This is a genomic window from Mesorhizobium sp. P2_H9 (assembly GCF_056403215.1).
Genome location: NZ_JBFUFX010000002.1, coordinates 320,361 through 336,696, shown reverse-complemented (window position 1 = coordinate 336,696; position 16,336 = coordinate 320,361). Strand labels below are relative to the sequence as shown.

The 16,336-nt window shown below is 62.7% G+C and carries 16 protein-coding genes; 12 read left to right on the top strand and 4 right to left on the bottom strand.

Annotation, left to right across the window (positions count from 1 at the left end; all coding sequences use genetic code 11):
* Window positions 1–50: 50 nt before the first annotated feature.
* Window positions 51–1,139, top strand: coding sequence for an AbrB family transcriptional regulator (locus AC1DXN_RS04650; RefSeq protein ID WP_477245600.1), 1,089 nt, complete (start codon window positions 51–53; stop codon window positions 1,137–1,139).
* A gap of 87 nt (window positions 1,140–1,226) precedes the next feature.
* Here the strand turns inward: AC1DXN_RS04650 and AC1DXN_RS04645 are convergent, their stop codons facing one another.
* Window positions 1,227–2,003 carry an esterase family protein gene (locus AC1DXN_RS04645; RefSeq protein ID WP_477272893.1) on the bottom strand — a complete coding sequence of 259 codons (777 nt, stop codon included), beginning with the start codon at window positions 2,001–2,003 and terminating at the stop codon, window positions 1,227–1,229.
* 3 nt (window positions 2,004–2,006) lie between these two features.
* Window positions 2,007–3,173, bottom strand: a complete 1,167-nt coding sequence (locus tag AC1DXN_RS04640) for an ATP-grasp domain-containing protein (RefSeq protein WP_477272895.1) — start codon at window positions 3,171–3,173, stop codon at window positions 2,007–2,009.
* 405 nt (window positions 3,174–3,578) lie between these two features.
* On the opposite strand from AC1DXN_RS04640, the gene leuA reads away from it, so the two are divergent.
* The 4 genes from leuA to AC1DXN_RS04620 all read left to right on the top strand — a co-directional run bounded on the left by leuA (window position 3,579) and on the right by AC1DXN_RS04620 (window position 9,023).
* Complete coding sequence (gene leuA / locus AC1DXN_RS04635) at window positions 3,579–5,339, top strand: 2-isopropylmalate synthase (RefSeq protein ID WP_477245606.1); 1,761 nt, start codon at window positions 3,579–3,581, stop codon at window positions 5,337–5,339.
* A 301-nt stretch (window positions 5,340–5,640) separates the two neighbouring features.
* On the top strand, window positions 5,641–7,416 hold the full coding sequence (locus AC1DXN_RS04630) for a tetratricopeptide repeat protein (RefSeq protein ID WP_477272897.1): 1,776 nt from the start codon (window positions 5,641–5,643) through the stop codon (window positions 7,414–7,416).
* Between the two features lie 112 nt (window positions 7,417–7,528).
* Window positions 7,529–8,332 carry an alpha/beta fold hydrolase gene (locus tag AC1DXN_RS04625; protein ID WP_477272899.1) on the top strand — a complete coding sequence of 268 codons (804 nt, stop codon included), beginning with the start codon at window positions 7,529–7,531 and terminating at the stop codon, window positions 8,330–8,332.
* A gap of 79 nt (window positions 8,333–8,411) precedes the next feature.
* On the top strand, window positions 8,412–9,023 hold the full coding sequence (locus AC1DXN_RS04620; RefSeq protein ID WP_477245612.1) for a hypothetical protein: 612 nt from the start codon (window positions 8,412–8,414) through the stop codon (window positions 9,021–9,023).
* Here AC1DXN_RS04620 and AC1DXN_RS04615 read toward each other — a convergent pair.
* A complete protein-coding gene (locus AC1DXN_RS04615; RefSeq protein ID WP_477272901.1) occupies window positions 9,013–9,942 on the bottom strand; it encodes a metallophosphoesterase family protein in 930 nt (309 codons plus the stop codon). The two genes, AC1DXN_RS04620 and AC1DXN_RS04615, sit on opposite strands and share 11 nt — an antisense overlap.
* A 71-nt stretch (window positions 9,943–10,013) precedes the next feature.
* Between AC1DXN_RS04615 and AC1DXN_RS04610 the strand changes: the two genes are divergently transcribed.
* Window positions 10,014–10,511 (top strand): NUDIX domain-containing protein, encoded by a 498-nt coding sequence (locus tag AC1DXN_RS04610; protein ID WP_477245616.1) that lies wholly within the window; start codon window positions 10,014–10,016, stop codon window positions 10,509–10,511.
* Between the two features lie 65 nt (window positions 10,512–10,576).
* On the top strand, window positions 10,577–11,053 hold the full coding sequence (locus AC1DXN_RS04605; RefSeq protein WP_477245618.1) for an ABZJ_00895 family protein: 477 nt from the start codon (window positions 10,577–10,579) through the stop codon (window positions 11,051–11,053).
* Window positions 11,054–11,153: 100 nt separating this feature from the next.
* Here AC1DXN_RS04605 and AC1DXN_RS04600 read toward each other — a convergent pair whose 3' ends face one another.
* Window positions 11,154–12,143, bottom strand: a complete 990-nt coding sequence (locus AC1DXN_RS04600) for a glutathione S-transferase family protein (RefSeq protein WP_477272903.1) — start codon at window positions 12,141–12,143, stop codon at window positions 11,154–11,156.
* Window positions 12,144–12,416: 273 nt separating this feature from the next.
* Between AC1DXN_RS04600 and AC1DXN_RS04595 the strand changes: the two genes are divergently transcribed.
* The 5 genes from AC1DXN_RS04595 (at window position 12,417) to AC1DXN_RS04575 (ending at window position 16,320) form a co-directional block, all read left to right on the top strand.
* Entirely contained in the window at window positions 12,417–12,953 is a 537-nt protein-coding gene (locus AC1DXN_RS04595) for a GNAT family N-acetyltransferase (protein ID WP_477245622.1), read from the top strand.
* Window positions 12,954–13,067: 114 nt separating this feature from the next.
* Window positions 13,068–13,829 carry a 3-hydroxyacyl-CoA dehydrogenase gene (locus AC1DXN_RS04590; protein ID WP_477245623.1) on the top strand — a complete coding sequence of 254 codons (762 nt, stop codon included), beginning with the start codon at window positions 13,068–13,070 and terminating at the stop codon, window positions 13,827–13,829.
* A gap of 72 nt (window positions 13,830–13,901) precedes the next feature.
* Window positions 13,902–15,056: a CaiB/BaiF CoA transferase family protein gene (locus tag AC1DXN_RS04585; RefSeq protein WP_477273395.1), complete on the top strand. Its 1,155-nt coding sequence runs from the start codon at window positions 13,902–13,904 to the stop codon at window positions 15,054–15,056.
* Window positions 15,040–15,837, top strand: a complete 798-nt coding sequence (locus AC1DXN_RS04580) for a HugZ family pyridoxamine 5'-phosphate oxidase (protein WP_477421473.1) — start codon at window positions 15,040–15,042, stop codon at window positions 15,835–15,837. Before AC1DXN_RS04585 ends, AC1DXN_RS04580 begins: the two co-directional genes overlap by 17 nt.
* A 144-nt stretch (window positions 15,838–15,981) precedes the next feature.
* A complete protein-coding gene (locus AC1DXN_RS04575; RefSeq protein WP_477245629.1) occupies window positions 15,982–16,320 on the top strand; it encodes an ArsR/SmtB family transcription factor in 339 nt (112 codons plus the stop codon).
* The last annotated feature ends 16 nt before the right edge of the window (window positions 16,321–16,336 follow it).

Sequence of the window (16,336 nt, the reverse complement as noted above, 5' to 3'; positions counted from 1 at the left end):
TCAGCGCCTCGGGGCTCGCATTTTTCGCCTGCGGGTCTAAGACCAAAAACATGGACTCCTCGCCTGGCCAACCGACCATAGAGCGCATGGCGCGCATGCGCCCGGTCTGGCAGTGGCTGGTGCTGCTGTTTTTCTCGATCCTGTTCGCCGGCGCGCTGGAATTCGCCGCCTTGCCCGCGGCACTGCTGATCGGCCCGATGCTGGCCGCCATCCTCGCAGGCACCAACGGCGCGACGGTGCGGGTGTCGCGCCCTCTGTTCGGCGTCGCCCAGGCCGTTGTCGGCTGCCTTGTCGCCAGTTCGATCTCGGCCGACATCTTTTCGGTCTTCTACAGGGAATGGCCGCTTTTCCTGGCCGTGGTGGTGGCAACCGTTGCCGCATCCAGCCTGCTCGGCTGGCTCATCAGCCGCTGGCGCATCCTGCCCGGCACCACCGCGGTCTGGGGCTCGTCGCCCGGTGCGGCGACCGCCATGGTGCTGATGGCCGGCGCTTTTGGCGCCGACCAGCGCCTCGTCGCCTTCATGCAATATCTGCGCGTCATCTTCGTTTCGATGACGGCAGCCCTTGTCGCAAAGATGTGGGTAGACACCTCAGGCATCGAGATCCCCTCAATCGTCTGGTTTCCGCCGATCGAACCGGCCGCCTTTGCAGCGACACTCGGCGTCGCGGTCATAGGCGGCCTGCTCGGCAAGCTGCTCAAACTGCCGTCGCCCTTCTTCCTCGGCACTTTCATTTTCGGCGCCATCGTCCATCTCGGTTTTGGCGTGACGATGCAATTGCCGCCATGGCTACTGGCGGTCAGCTACGCCATGGTCGGCTGGTCGATCGGGCTGAACTTCACCCGACCGATCCTGCGCCATGCGACGCGGGCGCTGCCGCAGATCGTCGGTTCGATCATCATCCTCATCGCCTTCTGCGGTGGCCTCGGCTTCATGATCAGCCACCTGCTCGGCATCGACCCGCTGACCGCCTATCTCGCGACCAGCCCGGGCGGCATGGACAGCGTCGCCATCATTGCCGCCGCCGCGCAACACGTCGACATCTCCTTCGTCATGGCGCTGCAGTCGGCCCGCTTCCTCGTCGTGCTGCTGGTCGGGCCGAGCGTGGCGCGGCTGGTGGCACGAGCGGTAAAGGAATAGGCGGCGACGGGCGGTCGTTCCGCCGCACTATGCCTCGACGGATCGTCAGCCATTTGCAGGCCGGCATCACCTGAATATCAATGCACCTTAGTCGAGCCGGTGCATCAGATCGTCATCCAGCCAGCGGGCGAAGAAATAGACCAGCTGCTTGTGCCACCACGGCCAGTCATGGGCGACGTCGCCGCCCCAATAGTCGACCCAGGCGGGGATCGACTTGTCGCGCAATATCTGTTCCAGCGCATGCGTCTCGACCAGCATCCGCTCTTCCCAGGCGCCCTGCCCGCAGCAGAAGATCAGGCGCAGCGCCTTCAGCCGGGCAAGCAGTTTCTGGTCGACGATGCCGGGCAGATAGTCGAGCGGCGAGTTGTAGAAAATGTCGCCGTCCAGCGCCTTGCCGAAAAAGTCGCGAGCCGAATAGACGCCCGACAGCGCGATGACGCCGCTGGCAAGTTCCGGAAAGCGGAAGACGAAGTTCGACGAGTGGTAGCCGCCCATCGAGCAGCCTGAGAACAGCGGCTTCAGCTCGCGCCCGCCATTGGCGCCAGCGGCCGTGGACAAAAGTTCCGGCAGCGCCTCTTCGCGCACATAACGGAAATAGGCCTCATGACGGGCGATGCGGTGGGCGGCGTCGACATGCTTGTTGAAGAAGGATTCCGAATCGATGCCGTCAAGCGTGAACAGCTGGATGCGGCCGGTGTCGATGAACTCGGCAAGCGCGCCGACCCCCCCGGAATCCTCGAACTGATAGAATCGCCCCTGCGAGGTCGGGAAAACCACCACCGGCCGGCCGGCATGGCCGTAGCGCTTGTATTCCATGTCGCGGCCGAGGTTGCGGCTAGGCCCCTTGTGATAGGAGATGTCCATCGCTCACGCCTCTTCCGCGTGGATGTAGTCGACCGCCTGGCGCAGCGCCTTCGGATCCTTCGAGCGCATCTGATAGGCGTAATTTCCCATGGCGCGGCTGAAAACCTCTTCGATTGGCTGATGGTGGACGATCTTGTCGCCGTGCGCGGCTAGCACGTCCGCATGGCTGTGCAAATAGTGGAGGTGACGCTTGCGGCTGGCATAGGCGGTGAAATATTTGCCTTTGTAGGGGCCGCCGGCGGCGTCCTTGACCACCATCTCGGCCCATGCCGCATAGACGTCGATGTCGAACGTGTAGTTGATGGCGTCGGTCATCCAGGCGCCGGGCGGGCGCATGTTGACCTCGAGCGCGATGATGCGATTGTCCTTGGTCTCGAACAGCTCGATATGGAAGAAGCGCTCGCGTACGTCGAACGCTTTCAGGATTTTGCGGCCCGCTTCCTCGACCCCCGGGCTGATCTCCGGAAAGCAGGTGTAGCTCATGTGCCGGTCGTTGTTGACCGCGTCCATTATGCTCTGATCATAGCGGTGGCTGGCCGCCAGCACCACCTCGCCGTCGCGATTGACCAGCCCGTCGAAGGTCACCACCAGCCCCTCGATGAACTGCTCCATGACGAAGGTTACGCCTTCGGGCTTGTCCCGGAAGAACTGGTCGAGCTCCTTGGCGTTGGAAATCTTGTAGGTGTTCGAGGCGCCGGAGCCGGAATCCGGCTTCACCACCACCGGATAGCCGACGCGGCGGACGAAGGTCATGGCCCCGGTGCGGTCAGAGCATTTGCGCTGCGGGATGGTTTCGACGCCGCTCTTGCGAAAAAAGGCGCGCATGCGGCTCTTGCGCTTCAAATTCTTCACGAAGTCGAGCTTGGTGCCATAGATGTTGAAGTCGGTGCGGATGTTGGCTTCCAGCTCCAGCCAGTGCTCGTTGAGCGATTCAAAACGGTCGATGCGGCCCCATTTGTGGATGAAATGGCCCATTGCCCGAAACACCGGGTCGTAGTCCTCCATGTCGGCGATGCGGTAATATTCCGAAAGCGCTGCCTTGAGCTTGCCGTCGAGCGCGTCAAAGGGCGCATCGCCGATGCCGAGCACGGTAGCGCCGGCTTTTTTCAGCCGGTCGCAGAAATCGGCGCCGTTGGCAGGAAAATGCGGCGAGAAGAACACGAAATTCATAGGCGACGACCCCTCCGGCAATGAGGCAATACGGCCCCGTCGACTGCCAAGTTTGGCGCATTTGCCGCTCATGGGGAAGAGCACTCCGGACAAGCGGCGGTGCAGCCCACTTGCCTCTGCATGGCCGCTCCTGTATGAGAACCGCCATGAACACGCGCCACACCTCCGTCGCTTCCCGTCAGACCGGCATTGCCGGCCAGACCGTGCGCGCGCTTGCTTCGACCCTGCTTCTTCTCGGCCTTATCGGCGATCGCCGGGTTCGCTGAAGGAGCGCCCGGCGGTCGAACCGCCGCTTACGCGCACGCTCCTTGGCAAGTCATAGTCAGCGAATGAAATCTGGTAAAAGGCGCCGCTCGCCAACAATCCGCCTGAAGGCGGACCCGCGAGCCGCCGGGAGAAATGACGATGAACGCACGAGAAGACATCCGTCCGAATGACGGTAATGCGGTAAAGGGCATGGCAGAGCCAGCCCGAGGCATGCCTGAGGCAGCCCGAGGCATGCCGGACGCCGCCCGCAAATATCAGCCCTATCCAACCGTCGGCCTCACCGATCGCACATGGCCCAACAAGATCATCGACAAAGCGCCGATCTGGTGCTCGGTCGACCTGCGCGACGGCAATCAGGCGCTGATCGACCCGATGGGCCATGAGCGCAAGGCGCGCATGTTCGCGCTGCTGCTCGACATGGGCTTCAAGGAGATCGAGATCGGTTTCCCCTCGGCCTCGCAGACCGATTTCGATTTCGCCCGCTGGTGCATCGAGGAAGGCAATGTGCCCGCCGACGTCTCGCTGCAGGTGCTGGTGCAGTGTCGGCCCGAGTTGATCACCCGCACCTTCGAGGCGCTCAAGGGGGCCACCAACCCGATCGTCCATTTCTACAATTCGACCAGCGAATTGCAGCGCCGCGTCGTCTTCGACAAGGACGTCGCCGGCATCAAGCGGATCGCCACCGACGCCGCCAAGATGATCACCGACATGGCGGCCCAGGCCGGCGGCGGCTTTCGCTTCGAATATTCGCCGGAGAGCTTCACAGGCACCGAACTCGAAGTCGCACTCGAAATCTGCAACGCCGTCACCGAGATCGTGAAGCCGACGGCGGACAACAAGCTGATCATCAATCTGCCGTCGACGGTCGAGATGTCGACGCCCAACATCTATGCCGACCGCATCGAATGGATGTGCCGCAACCTCGACAACCGCGACAAGCTGTTGATTTCATTGCATCCACACAATGATCGCGGCACCGGCATCGCCACCACCGAACTCGGCCTGATGGCGGGTGCCGACCGCGTCGAAGGCACGCTGTTCGGCAATGGCGAGCGCACCGGCAATGTCGACATCGTCACGCTGGCGCTCAACATGTACACGCAAGGCGTCGATCCGGAACTCGATTGCTCCGATATCAACCGGATGAAGGACGTCTACGAATATTCGAACCAGTTGAAGATCCCCGAGCGCCACCCCTATGTCGGCGAGCTCGTCTACACCGCCTTTTCCGGTTCGCACCAGGACGCCATCAACAAGGGCATGAAGGCGCTGCGCAAGGCCAACACGCCGCACTGGGAAGTGCCCTATCTGCCGATCGACCCGGCCGATGTCGGCCGCAATTACGAGGCGATCATCCGCATCAACTCGCAGTCCGGCAAGGGCGGCATCGCCTATGTGCTGCAGGCCGACTACGGCCTCAACCTGCCGCGCAACCTGCAGATCGAATTCAGCCAGCATATCCAGGCGATCACCGACGCCGAAGGCAAGGAAGTTCCGGCCAAGCGCATCTACGAGCACTTTCTCGAAACCTATGTCGACCAGCCCGGCGCGCGGCTGAAGTTCCTCGATCACCACACCTATCCAGACACCGCGGCCAAGGGCCGGCGTGTCGTCGAAGCGGTGATCCTCGACAAGGGCAAGGAGGTGACCATCACCGGCACCGGCACCGGCCCGATCGACGGCTTCGTCGATGCGCTATCGCGCCATGTCGGCGTGGATATGTCCGTACTCGACTATTCCGAGCACTCGATGCAGCGCGGCTCGAATGCGTCCGCCATCTCCTATGTCGAGATGGAATATCCCGGCGGCAAGCTGTTCGGCGCCGGCATCAACACCAACATCGTCGCCGCCTCGCTGGAAGCCGTGGTTTCGGCAGCCAACCGCATCGTCGGCCGCTAATGCATGTCGCGCAAAAGTGCGCAGCGGTTTTGCGATAACGACATGCATGAAGACAAGAACTTAAAGCGCGTCGCATGAATCCGTTCAAACGCGACGCGCTTTTAGGCCGGCTGATCTTTCGCGTCTGGCAACTCCAGTCTGCGCATGGCCCGGACACCTGATCCCGGTTCCGGGTCATGCGTTAACCCATCGGGAAATATCCGGTGGGGTACGCGATCGCATAATACGCGCACGCTTGTGCAGCGGCGCAGGCTCTATATGATCGCGCCCTAACCTGTGCCGACTTCGAGAGGATCGACACTTGCAGCATGCCACGCCTGCCGCCCCCGCAGTGCGCGAGACGTTGGAGCGATTGCTCGCCAGCGAAACGTTCGGGAGATCCGAACGCGCGCGGAAACTGTTGCGTTATCTGGTCGAGCGCGAGCAGGCCGGTGAAGCCGACAGGCTCAAGGGCTTTTCCATTGCCATGGACGTTTTCGGCAAGGACGGCGATTTCGATTCGTCGACCGATGCCGTGGTCAGGGTGCAGGCGGGCAGGCTGCGCGAGCTTCTGCAGCAGTACTTCGCCAATGAAGGCGTTGCCGAGCCGGTCCGTATCGCCATTCCCCGCGGCGGCTATGTTCCATCCTATGAGCTCAACGCCATTCGCTTGCCGGCCGGGCGAGAGCCGGTGGAACAGGCAGCGGTAGCAGCCGCTCTGTCCGGATTGCCTGAAGAGCCCGGTAGCAGCGCGCATCCTGCTTCATTGATGTCGTCGGCAGTTGCCGAGCCGGGACCCGCGTTGGCGCGCCATCTCCAGTTCTTCTGGGTGGCGATGGCTCTGGTCATCGCCATGCTGGGTGTGCTGATCCTTCGCCAGGGCAGCGGTGAGCTGCTCGCCAACGGTGACGCAGGCTCGGCGGTCGAGACCGCGGTGGCCACCGGCAGCATCGCATCGCCTCCGGTGGAGACCTTGCCCCTGGTCTATATCGCCGTGAAGGACAACGGCGCCGAAGCTGCCCGTGTGGCTGCGTCGCTGCGCGCCGGCCTTGCCGGTTTCGACACCATCGACTTCATCGGGCGCGACGCCGACGGCACGCCAGACCCTGTCACCGACGCCACCAGCTTCGTGTTCGAGATTTCGCCGGGGCCAGCGGCGGGCGATGTCACGCTCGAACTTCAGAGCGTTGCCACCGGTCGCGTATTGCTGTCCCGCAATTTGACAGCCGCCAACAGCGCCCCTGCCGCCGTCGAGGACAGCATCGCCAACATCTTGAGTTCGACCATTCCTGCCTCCGGTACGATCTACGCCTATATCGAGCAGAGCGGCATTGAGACCGGTCTCACCGAATGCCTGGTGCTCAACGACAAATACTATCTCGACCAGAGCGCCAAAACCCATGAGGCTGCCTATCGCTGCCTCGAAAACCTGGCCAACCGGGATGCGAAGTCGTCGCTGGTCTATTCAGAACTCGCATCCCTGCATCTTGAGGCAGTCACCGATCACTACGCCTATCCGTCCGGCGCGACAGTGGAACAGGCGATGTCTTTCGCCCACCGCGCCGTGCAGATGGGACCGATGAGCCCCTATGCGCACCGCGCCTATGGCTACCTCTATTCGCGCCTCGGCAATTCGGAGGAATCGATCCGCTGGATGCACAAGGCCTACGACCTCAACCCTTACGACCTCGGCATGGCCGCGGCTTACGGCTATGGACTGATTTTCGCCGGCAAATACGCCGAGGGAACACCGATCCTTGCCCACGCCGTCGACATCTCCAGCGGCCACCCGACTTGGTGGGATTTTGGGCTGTTTGTCGGCGAGTTCATGGTCGGCGATATGAACAAGGCCGCGCTGGCCAGCGAGGCATTGCGGACGACGGCGACGAAATCGCATTATCTGGCAGCGCGCCTGATCGGCGCCAAAGCCGCCGGCCGCGATCAGCTGGCGAGCAAACTGGTGGATGAACTGGTCGCCAAATTTCCGAAATTCGCTGCCAATCCACGCGCGACTTTCGTCGACAGAAAATATCCCGCCGACCTGACAGACCGGCTGGTCGAGGCGCTGCGCGCCGCCGGGCTCGGCAATGCCAGCTAAGCTTTTCTAACATCGCGAAAATTTTACTGGCCATCGATCTGGACTAAGAGCAATCCAGCCACAATCTGGAATTTCGTGCCTGCCTGGTCTCCGCGACAACCCGCAAATTTTCATGACCTCATCCCTTTACGCTGCCGAACGGGGCGCCGGCCAGAAGACGATCGTCTTCTTGCACGGCTTCGGCGGGTGCCATGATGTCTGGCGCGAGGTGACCTCTGCGCTGTCGCCCGGTATTCGGACGCTGGCCTATGATCTTCCCGGCCACGGACTGTCCCTCGATTTTCCCGGCAGCGGTCCTGCCAAAACGGCCGCCCGGGCGGTTCTGGCAGATCTTACCGCGCGCAAAACAGAAAGAGTGCATCTCGTCGGTCATTCGATGGGCGGGGCGGTGGCGACGCTGATGGCATTGATCGAGCCCGAAAGGATAGCCTCGCTGACGCTCCTTGCGCCCGGTGGATTTGGCACGGAGATCAATGGACCGCTGTTGCGCCGCTACGCCGCGGCTGCCGACAGGCGTGAAATTCGCGCTTGCCTTGCCGCCATGTCCGGGCCGCAAAGCCTGCCGCAGGAACGTCTGATTGATGTCTTCGGTGGGATGCGCCGGCGCCCTGGGCAGTTGCAGAAACTTGTCGAGATGGCAGCCGCCATGACCAGGGATGATCGACAGGGCGTCATCCCGCGCGAACAGCTCGACACGCTTGATATGCCGGTGATGCTGGTTTGGGGAACGGATGACCCGGTGCTGCCTTTCACCCAGGCCGATGACTTGCCGGTGCATTTTCACCTGCACCATGTGCTGGAAGCCGGCCATATGCTGGTCGAGGAAGCGCCAGGCCTGATCGCCGAGGCCGTGCGCCGCAACATAAACCGCCGCGGCAGGCGCCCTCGTCCAAGGCTCGATGCAGCTGCGAGTTGAGCCCCGCTGCCAACTCGCCAGTGCATTTTGCCGGCGGCTGTGTTAACTCGCTGTTAACCATACCCGCGAGGCCATGCCCATGAAGGACGCAGGCGAGAACGTGACACCCATCGACCAGTCGCGAAAGCTCTCCGACGCCATTCGCGACGTGAAGAACGCCTTCGCCGACCGCGACGATGTCGTGGTCGACATGCGCGAGGCGCATCGCATGCGCCTCGATTTGCTTGCCGCCGAACTCGCCCCTGTCTTCGCCGATGTGCCGGCCGATATGGACAATTTCGACTTCGCCGTCTCGTCCGGCCTGCAGCCGCGCCTTTGGATCGACGCCGTCAGCCATGTCGCCATGGGGCGCGATCGCCGCACCTATCGCTTCCTCAGGGATACGCGCATCGGCCGTGTCGTGCTTGCCGAATCCACCGATATGAAACCGGTTGCCGATCAGGTGACGCGCTATGTCGCCGAGCGCGTCGTCGAGCGCCAGCGAATGATGGAAGGCGGGGTCGAGCACGCCGGCGTGAGGCGCAATGCCGTGGCGGAAGCCGAGCCGCCGCTGCACTCCGCCAAGCGCGGCAACGGGTGGACGACCTTCCTGTCCGGCCTCGGCTTGATCACCGCCGGCGCGCTTGTCGGGTTGGCCGTCTCGGCCGCGCTGTTCTGGGATCGCCTCATGGCGATGAAAATCAGCTTTTAACCAACGATGCCTCGGCATCCGCGCCGAGTTCCAGCGTCTGCAAATCGGATGGCGGCATTGCCGGCCCGGTCAGGCCGCGTCGCGTCAGCTTGATCCGCCAGCTGCCTTTTTCACCATCGATATCAATCAGATTGTATTGTGCTGCCGGGTGCTTGCCGCCTGGCGCTTGTCCCGCGGCAGCGACGCCGACCGCCGGAATCTTGACGCCGCGACCGCCGATGAAGAACAGCGATGGCAGATGCGAATGGCCGTGCAGCACCAGTTCGGCCCCGTGCCGGTGAACGGTCTTGTTGAAGCGGGCGATGCCGAACAGCCGCTTGTGTTGCGAAACGGCGCCGCGCACAGGCGGATGGTGGATCATGATCACCCGGAAAAGACCTTGCCTGGCCGTTGCGTCGAGCAGCTTGCCGAGCCTCTCCGCCTGTCCCTCCATGAAGAAGCCGTTGGCCATGAACGGCGCCGTGGCGCGTGCTGTCGAGACGCCGATCAGCGCGACATTGCCGCGCACGCGCAGATAGGGAAAAGCGTTGCGGTCGACCGGCGCATTGACACCATCGCCGCTCATCCACGCCGCCCAGGAACGGCAGGTCTTGTCGAAGGCGCCCGGCACATAAGCGTCGTGGTTGCCCGGAACGACCGACACATCGTGCGGAGAGCCCAACGTCTCCAGCCAGTGCTTGGCCATCTCGATCTCGCCGTCGAGCGCCAGGTTGACCAGATCGCCGGTGATCGCGAGATGGTCGGGTGCGCTCGCCTTAAGGTCGGCGACGATCGTGTCGATGACGGCGTCGTGCATATGGCGGCGGCGGTTGCGCTGCCAGTTGACGTAGCCGACCACGCGCTTGGAGGCGAGATCGCGATAGGTTACATCGGGAAGCGGCCCCAGATGGACATCGGAAATATGCGCGAGCCTGAACATTCCTCCTTCATAAGCGACGCGCCCCCCGCTTTCCACTCCCGGTTTCCTTTCCAGCCACGGTTTGGCTGGTGATGGCGACCGACACGGAAGCCGCCTTCCGCCAGACCGGCTGGCCGGGCTTCAGGGCAAGGCTGTTCCACCTTTATTTCGTGCTGCGGCGACCGATGACGCTCGGCGTGCGCGGCCTGATCCACGACCGCACCTCCAACTCGGTCTTTCTCATTCACCACACCTATGTTCCGGGCTGGCAGCTTCCGGGAGGCGGCGTCGAGGTTGGCGAGACGCTGGTCGAGGCGCTGACACGCGAACTTGCCGAAGAGGGCAACATCGCCTTGACCGCTCCGCCGCTGCTGAAATCGATGCATTTCAACCGTCGCTCCAGCAACCGCGACCATGTCGGCTTCTACCTGATCGAAAACTTCACTCAGACAGCGCCGAAATTGCCGGACCACGAGATCGCCGAAGCTGGTTTCTTTCCCCTAGACCGATTGCCGCAAGACACGACGCCGGCAACGCTGCGGCGGATCGCCGAGATTTTTGAGAGCCAGCCTGTATCGGCATATTGGTAGGCTTGCTTTCACCTTTGCAGAAACTCTATGCTCTACTTCGGGCAATTTTGAGTTAGGGGGAGACAATGAGCAACCGCGATGAGCCTTCCGTAAGCGTCTGGCCTTATGTTGGCTATTATACTTTGACGACGGTGGCGCTGACGATTGCGCTTGGCATCCTGGTGGTCGTCATCCCGACACTTTCAAAGGAATTTGGTAAAGCCGCGGGATTCGCCATAAGCTTCGGATCGGCCAACGTTGCGCTATATAAGTTCATAAGAAGAAACGGCCGATTGTTTAGTCGCAGGGAATATTGGACGATAGTTCTGCTCTCGACCCTGGCAGCCTTTTTGATTTCGGCGCCGCTGGGTTGGTTGGCTATCGCGGGGGACGCGCATGACCTGAGCAGCGTTCCTCTGGCCGTGTGGATTGGAAGCGTTCTGTTCGCTTTCCTGCTGACGTTTGGTTTGAATGCCGCCTGGTATTCGAGCCGATTTGGAAAAACTCTGTTGAAAGCCGAACTCGCCAGGCGAACCCGCACCGACACAGAGGCCTTCCGCTAGAGCAATTCCAGGAAAGTGCGAGCGGTTTCCCGTCGCGTCAAAACAAGGAGTTAGAGCGGTTCCGCCGTTTCCGCGAATCGGTGAACCGCTCTGGATCGGATCACGCCGCCTTCTTGAACCGCGCCCGGTCATGCGGCGTGGCATAGTCCAGTTCCGGACCGACCGGCACGATGCGCGTCGGATTGATCGTTTCGTGGCTGCCGTAATAATGCGCCTTGATATGGTACAGGTTCACCGTGCCGGCGACGCCGGGCACCTGGTAGAGATCGCGCAGATAGTTCGACAGGTTCGGATAGTCGGCGACGCGGCGCAGATTGCATTTGAAATGACCGACATAGACCGGATCGAAACGCACCAGCGTGGTGAACAGCCGCCAGTCGGCTTCGGTGATGCGGTCGCCGGTGAGGTAGCGCTGTTCCGACAGCCTGTCCTCCAGCGTGTCGAGCGCCGCGAATAGCTCGCCAAAGGCTTCTTCATAGGCCGCTTGCGTGGTGGCGAAGCCGGCACGATAGACGCCGTTGTTGATGGCGGGATAGATCAGCGCATTGATCTTGTCGATCTCGCCGCGCAACGCCGGCGGGTAAAAGTCGACGTTGGCATCGCCCCAGGCGTCAAAGGCCGAATTCAGCATCCGGATGATCTCGGAGGATTCGTTGGAGACGATGGTCTGCAGCTTCTTGTCCCACAGCACCGGCACCGTCACCCGGCCGGAATAGGCGGGATCGGCCCTGGTGTAGATCTGATGCAGGAAGTCGAGGCCGTAGAGCGTGTCGCCGGTGGCGCCGTCCTCGGCCAGGAACGTCCAGCCATTCGCACCCATGAAGTGATGCACGACCGAGACGGAGATGATGCCCTCGAGCTTTTTCAGGGCGCGAAAGATCAGCGTCCGGTGCGCCCAGGGACAGGCGAGCGAGACATAGAGGTGATAGCGGCCGGGCTCGGCCTTGAAGCCACGGCTGCGTCCCTCGGCCGGCGCACCGTCGCGGGTGATCCAGTCACGCCACTGCGCCTGCGTCCGTACGAACTTGCCGCCGCTGTCCTTGGTGTCGTACCAGCGGTCCTGCCATCTGCCTTCGACCAGCAATCCCATGCAAATATCCTTTCGTCTTTGCGCTGATGTAGGCGCAAAGACGCCATGCCGAAGTGGCACGATGTTGAACAGACCGTCACTCTCCAGCGATGGCCGATGAAAAGCGTCGATTGCGAAGGTCGAAAATTGATGCTAGCGGAAAATCCGCATGTTCGACTTTGCCATGATCCGGTTTGACCGACGACGAAAGGGCGCCCGCGCTTAGAAAGCGCTGACTGGCGAACGCTGCCGCTTGCAGCAAACCTTTTCCTCGTAGACCGGAACGCAAAGACCATGAGCCTTGCCGACGTGAAATACCTGCCGGAAACTCCGGCGCACGACCCCGAAATCGAAGCCATCAACGAAGAAGCCTTCGGGCCGGGCCGTTTCGTGCTGGCCGCCTACAAGATCCGCGAGGCCGGCGGCCACGAGCGCTCGCTGTCCTTTGTCGCCGTCGATGGTGACATCGTCGTCGCTTCGGTCCGCATGACCCGTATTGCCGCCGGCGCCGGCCGCGCGCTGATGCTTGGGCCGCTTGCCGTGCGGCCCGCCTTCAAGAATCTCGGCATCGGCCGCCGGCTGGTGGCGATCGCGCTCGAGGCCGCGGCCAAGGCCGGTGTGCCGGCCGTGATGCTCGTCGGCGATGAGCCATACTATGGTCCGCTTGGCTTTAGGAGAATCCCGCGCGGACAGATCTCGATGCCGCGTCCGGTCGATCTCGACCGGCTGCTGGCGCATGAGATCGTGCCTGGCGCCGTGGCGCGGCTTTCGGGCGAGGTCTGCCATGCCGACCTTGCCAGGATTGCCGCGCAGGTCGCGGTCATCGCCTGACCCCCGCGTCAATCGAGTTTCTATTGACCCTGCTTCAATCGAAGATTGATGCTGCCGGTTGCGCCTGCGCACCGGGCTTCGTAGCATGATCCTCACACCTTGGAGGACGCCGGCATGAACCCGAATGGCCAGATTGCGATCGTCACCGGTGGCGGCTCCGGCCTCGGCGAGGCGACGGCCCGCGCACTCGCCGACAAAGGTGCCCGCGTCGCCATATTCGATATCGGCATCGAGCGGGCGCAGAAGGTGGCGGGCGACATTGGCGGCATCGCCGTCCAATGCGATGTGAGCAGCGCCGACAGCGGCGCTGCGGCAGTCGCGGAGGTCGAAAAACGGCTCGGCGCAGCGCGTATCCTGGTCAATTGTGCCGGCATCGCCATCGGCGTGAAAACCATCGGCAAGGATGGTCCTCACCCGCTCGACCAGTACCGCAAGGTCATCGAGATCAACCTCATCGGCACCTTCAACATGATCCGCCTTGTTGCCGATCGTGCCGCCAAGCTCGATCCCCTGCAGGGCGGTGAGCGCGGCGTCATCGTCAACACGGCGTCGGTTGCCGCCTATGACGGGCAGATCGGCCAGGCCGCTTACGCCGCCTCCAAGGGCGGCGTCGTCGGCATGACTCTGCCGGTGGCCCGCGACCTCGCCCGTTCGGGCATTCGCGTCTGCACCATCGCACCGGGCATCTTCAAGACGCCGATGATGGCCGGCATGCCGCAGGACGTGCAGGATTCGCTGGGCGCTGCGGTGCCCTTCCCGTCCCGCTTGGGCGAACCTTCCGAATATGCCGCGCTCGCGCTGCATATCGTCGAGAACCAGATGCTGAATGGCGAGACCATCCGGCTCGACGGCGCCATCCGCATGGCGCCGAAGTAGCCGGGCGCCCCGGCCGTGAGTGCCGCCCCCTCGGCGAAGACCGGCCCGCTCGCCGGTCTGACCGTGATCGAGATGGCCGGGCTCGGACCAGTGCCATTGGCCGGCCTGATGCTGTCGGAGATGGGAGCCGAAGTGCTGCGCATCGAGCGGACCGGTTCGGACCGGCCGATGCTGCCACTGTCCGATGACTACAACCTCGATTGTCACGGCCGATCCATCCTGCGCATCGACCTGAAGCGCGGGGAAGGCGCCGAACTGGTGCTGCGCCTTGCGCAAAAGACCGACATTCTGGTCGAAGGTTTTCGTCCTGGTGTCATGGAGCGGCTTGGTCTCGGGCCTGATATCGCGCTGGCGCGCAATCCGGCGCTGATCTACGGCCGCATGACCGGCTTCGGCCAGGACGGACCGCTCGCCGGCCGTGCCGGCCATGACATCACCTATCTCGCCTATTCCGGGGTGCTGCACGCCATCGGCCAGGAGGGCGGCCGGCCAGTCCCGCCGCTCAACCTCGTCGCCGACTATGGCGGCGGCGCCATGATGCTGATTGCCGGCGTTCTCGCTGCCCTATTCCAGCGCTCGCGCTCCGGCGAGGGCCAGGTGATCGATGCGGCGATGGTCGAGGGCGCTTCCATGCTGGCAACACCTGTGCACGCCTTGATGGCAGCTGGCCTGTGGAACGACACGCGCGGCGCCAACCTGCTCGATTCCGGGGCGCCGTTCTACGATACCTACACAACGGCGGATGGACGGCACATCGCTGTCGGCTGCCTCGAGCCCCGCTTCTTCGCCGAATTCGCAAGATTGCTGCCGCTCGACGCGGATTTTGTCCGCAACCAATACGACAAATCATCGTGGCCGGACATGCGCACTGCTATCGCCGATCGGGTCAGGCAGAAGGCGCGCGACGACTGGGCTGGCCTGTTTGCCGAGACCGACGCCTGCGTTGCCCCGGTGCTGTCGCTGCGCGAAGCGAGCGATCATCCGCACAATCGGGCGCGCAACGCCTTCGTGAGAACGGGGGCGCTTGAACGCCCTGCCCCGACGCCGCGCTTCTCCGGCTCGCAATCGACGTTGGCCGCTGCGCCGACCGAAGATGATCGTCAGCCGGCGTCCGTGCTGGCGCGCTTCGGCATTTCGAAAAGCGAGACCGAAGCCCTTGTCAAATCCGGCCTGGTGGACCGACAACTGGAGAAGAAGAACAGCTTAAGCGGTGAGCACTTTGGTTGACCGGAACAAGAATGTCATTCGCGAGACCGACGCTGAAGCGATCAGGCTGGCCAGGACGCTGACCCGCAGCGCGCGTTTCGGCGCGCTGGCGGTGATCGAGCCCGGCACCGGTTCGCCACTGGCCTCAAGGGTCGGCATCGCCAGCGATATCGACGGCGCGCCGCTGATCCTGGTGTCGATGCTGTCTGCCCACACTGGAGCGATTCTCGCTGACCCACGCTGCTCCCTGCTTGTCGGCGAGCCTGGCAAGGGCGATCCCTTGGCACACCCGCGCTTGACGCTGGTCTGCCGGGCGCTGCGGCTGGAGCGCGGATCGAGCGAGCATGCCCGCGCCGAACGGCGCTATCTCAACCGCAATCCCAAGGCCAAGCTCTATGCCGGGCTGGGCGACTTCTCGATCTTCCGCCTAGAACCGGAGCGCGCCAGCCTCAATGGCGGTTTCGGCAAGGCCTATCTGCTCGATCGCTCCGATCTGATCACCAGCGGATCGATCGCCGAAGAGCTTGCCGCGAGCGAACAATCCGCCCTCGATCACATGAATGCCGACCATCTCGAGGCAATCGCCGTCTACGCGCACCACTTTGCCAAGGCCAAGGGCAAGGGCTGGATCGTTACCGGTTTCGATGCCGAAGGCATGGATCTGGCGTTGGGAGACACGATTTGCCGGGTCTTTTTCCCTGAACCATTGAAGGCGGCGCGCGACTTGCGGCCGGTTCTGGTCGACATGGCCAAGACTGGACGGCAGCCGGCTATGCACAAAATAGGCAGTTTATCGCCATGAATCAAAAGCAAGTCTTGAGATTTGGAGGAAATGTTCTACGATTCAATATGGCGCTGATTCACCAGCGTGCATCCGCAGTTGAATTTGGCACCAGACGCTATTGCCCCCATAGCGTTCGGATGAGCTGGAAAACATGGGGCATCAATGGTCTCGACTAAGCTAATTGCCAACGCCGAAGCGGCGGCTACGTTTCTCACCCTGATGGGCAACGAGAAACGGCTGCTGATCATGAGCTATCTGTCCGACGGTGAAATGTCGGTCGGTGCCATCGCCGAGAAAGTCATGCTCAGCCAATCCGCCCTGTCGCAGCATCTGGCCAAGCTGCGGGCGCTCGACCTTGTCGAGACCCGCCGCGACCGGCAGATGATCTACTATTCCTGCAAGTCCGCAGCTGTGCGCGACCTCCTCGCCATGCTGGATGGCATTTTTGGCGAAGGTGATCTGTCCCAGATGGCTTATCGCCTGCGCCGCGCCGGGACTTGACCGGCAGGACCGTTCG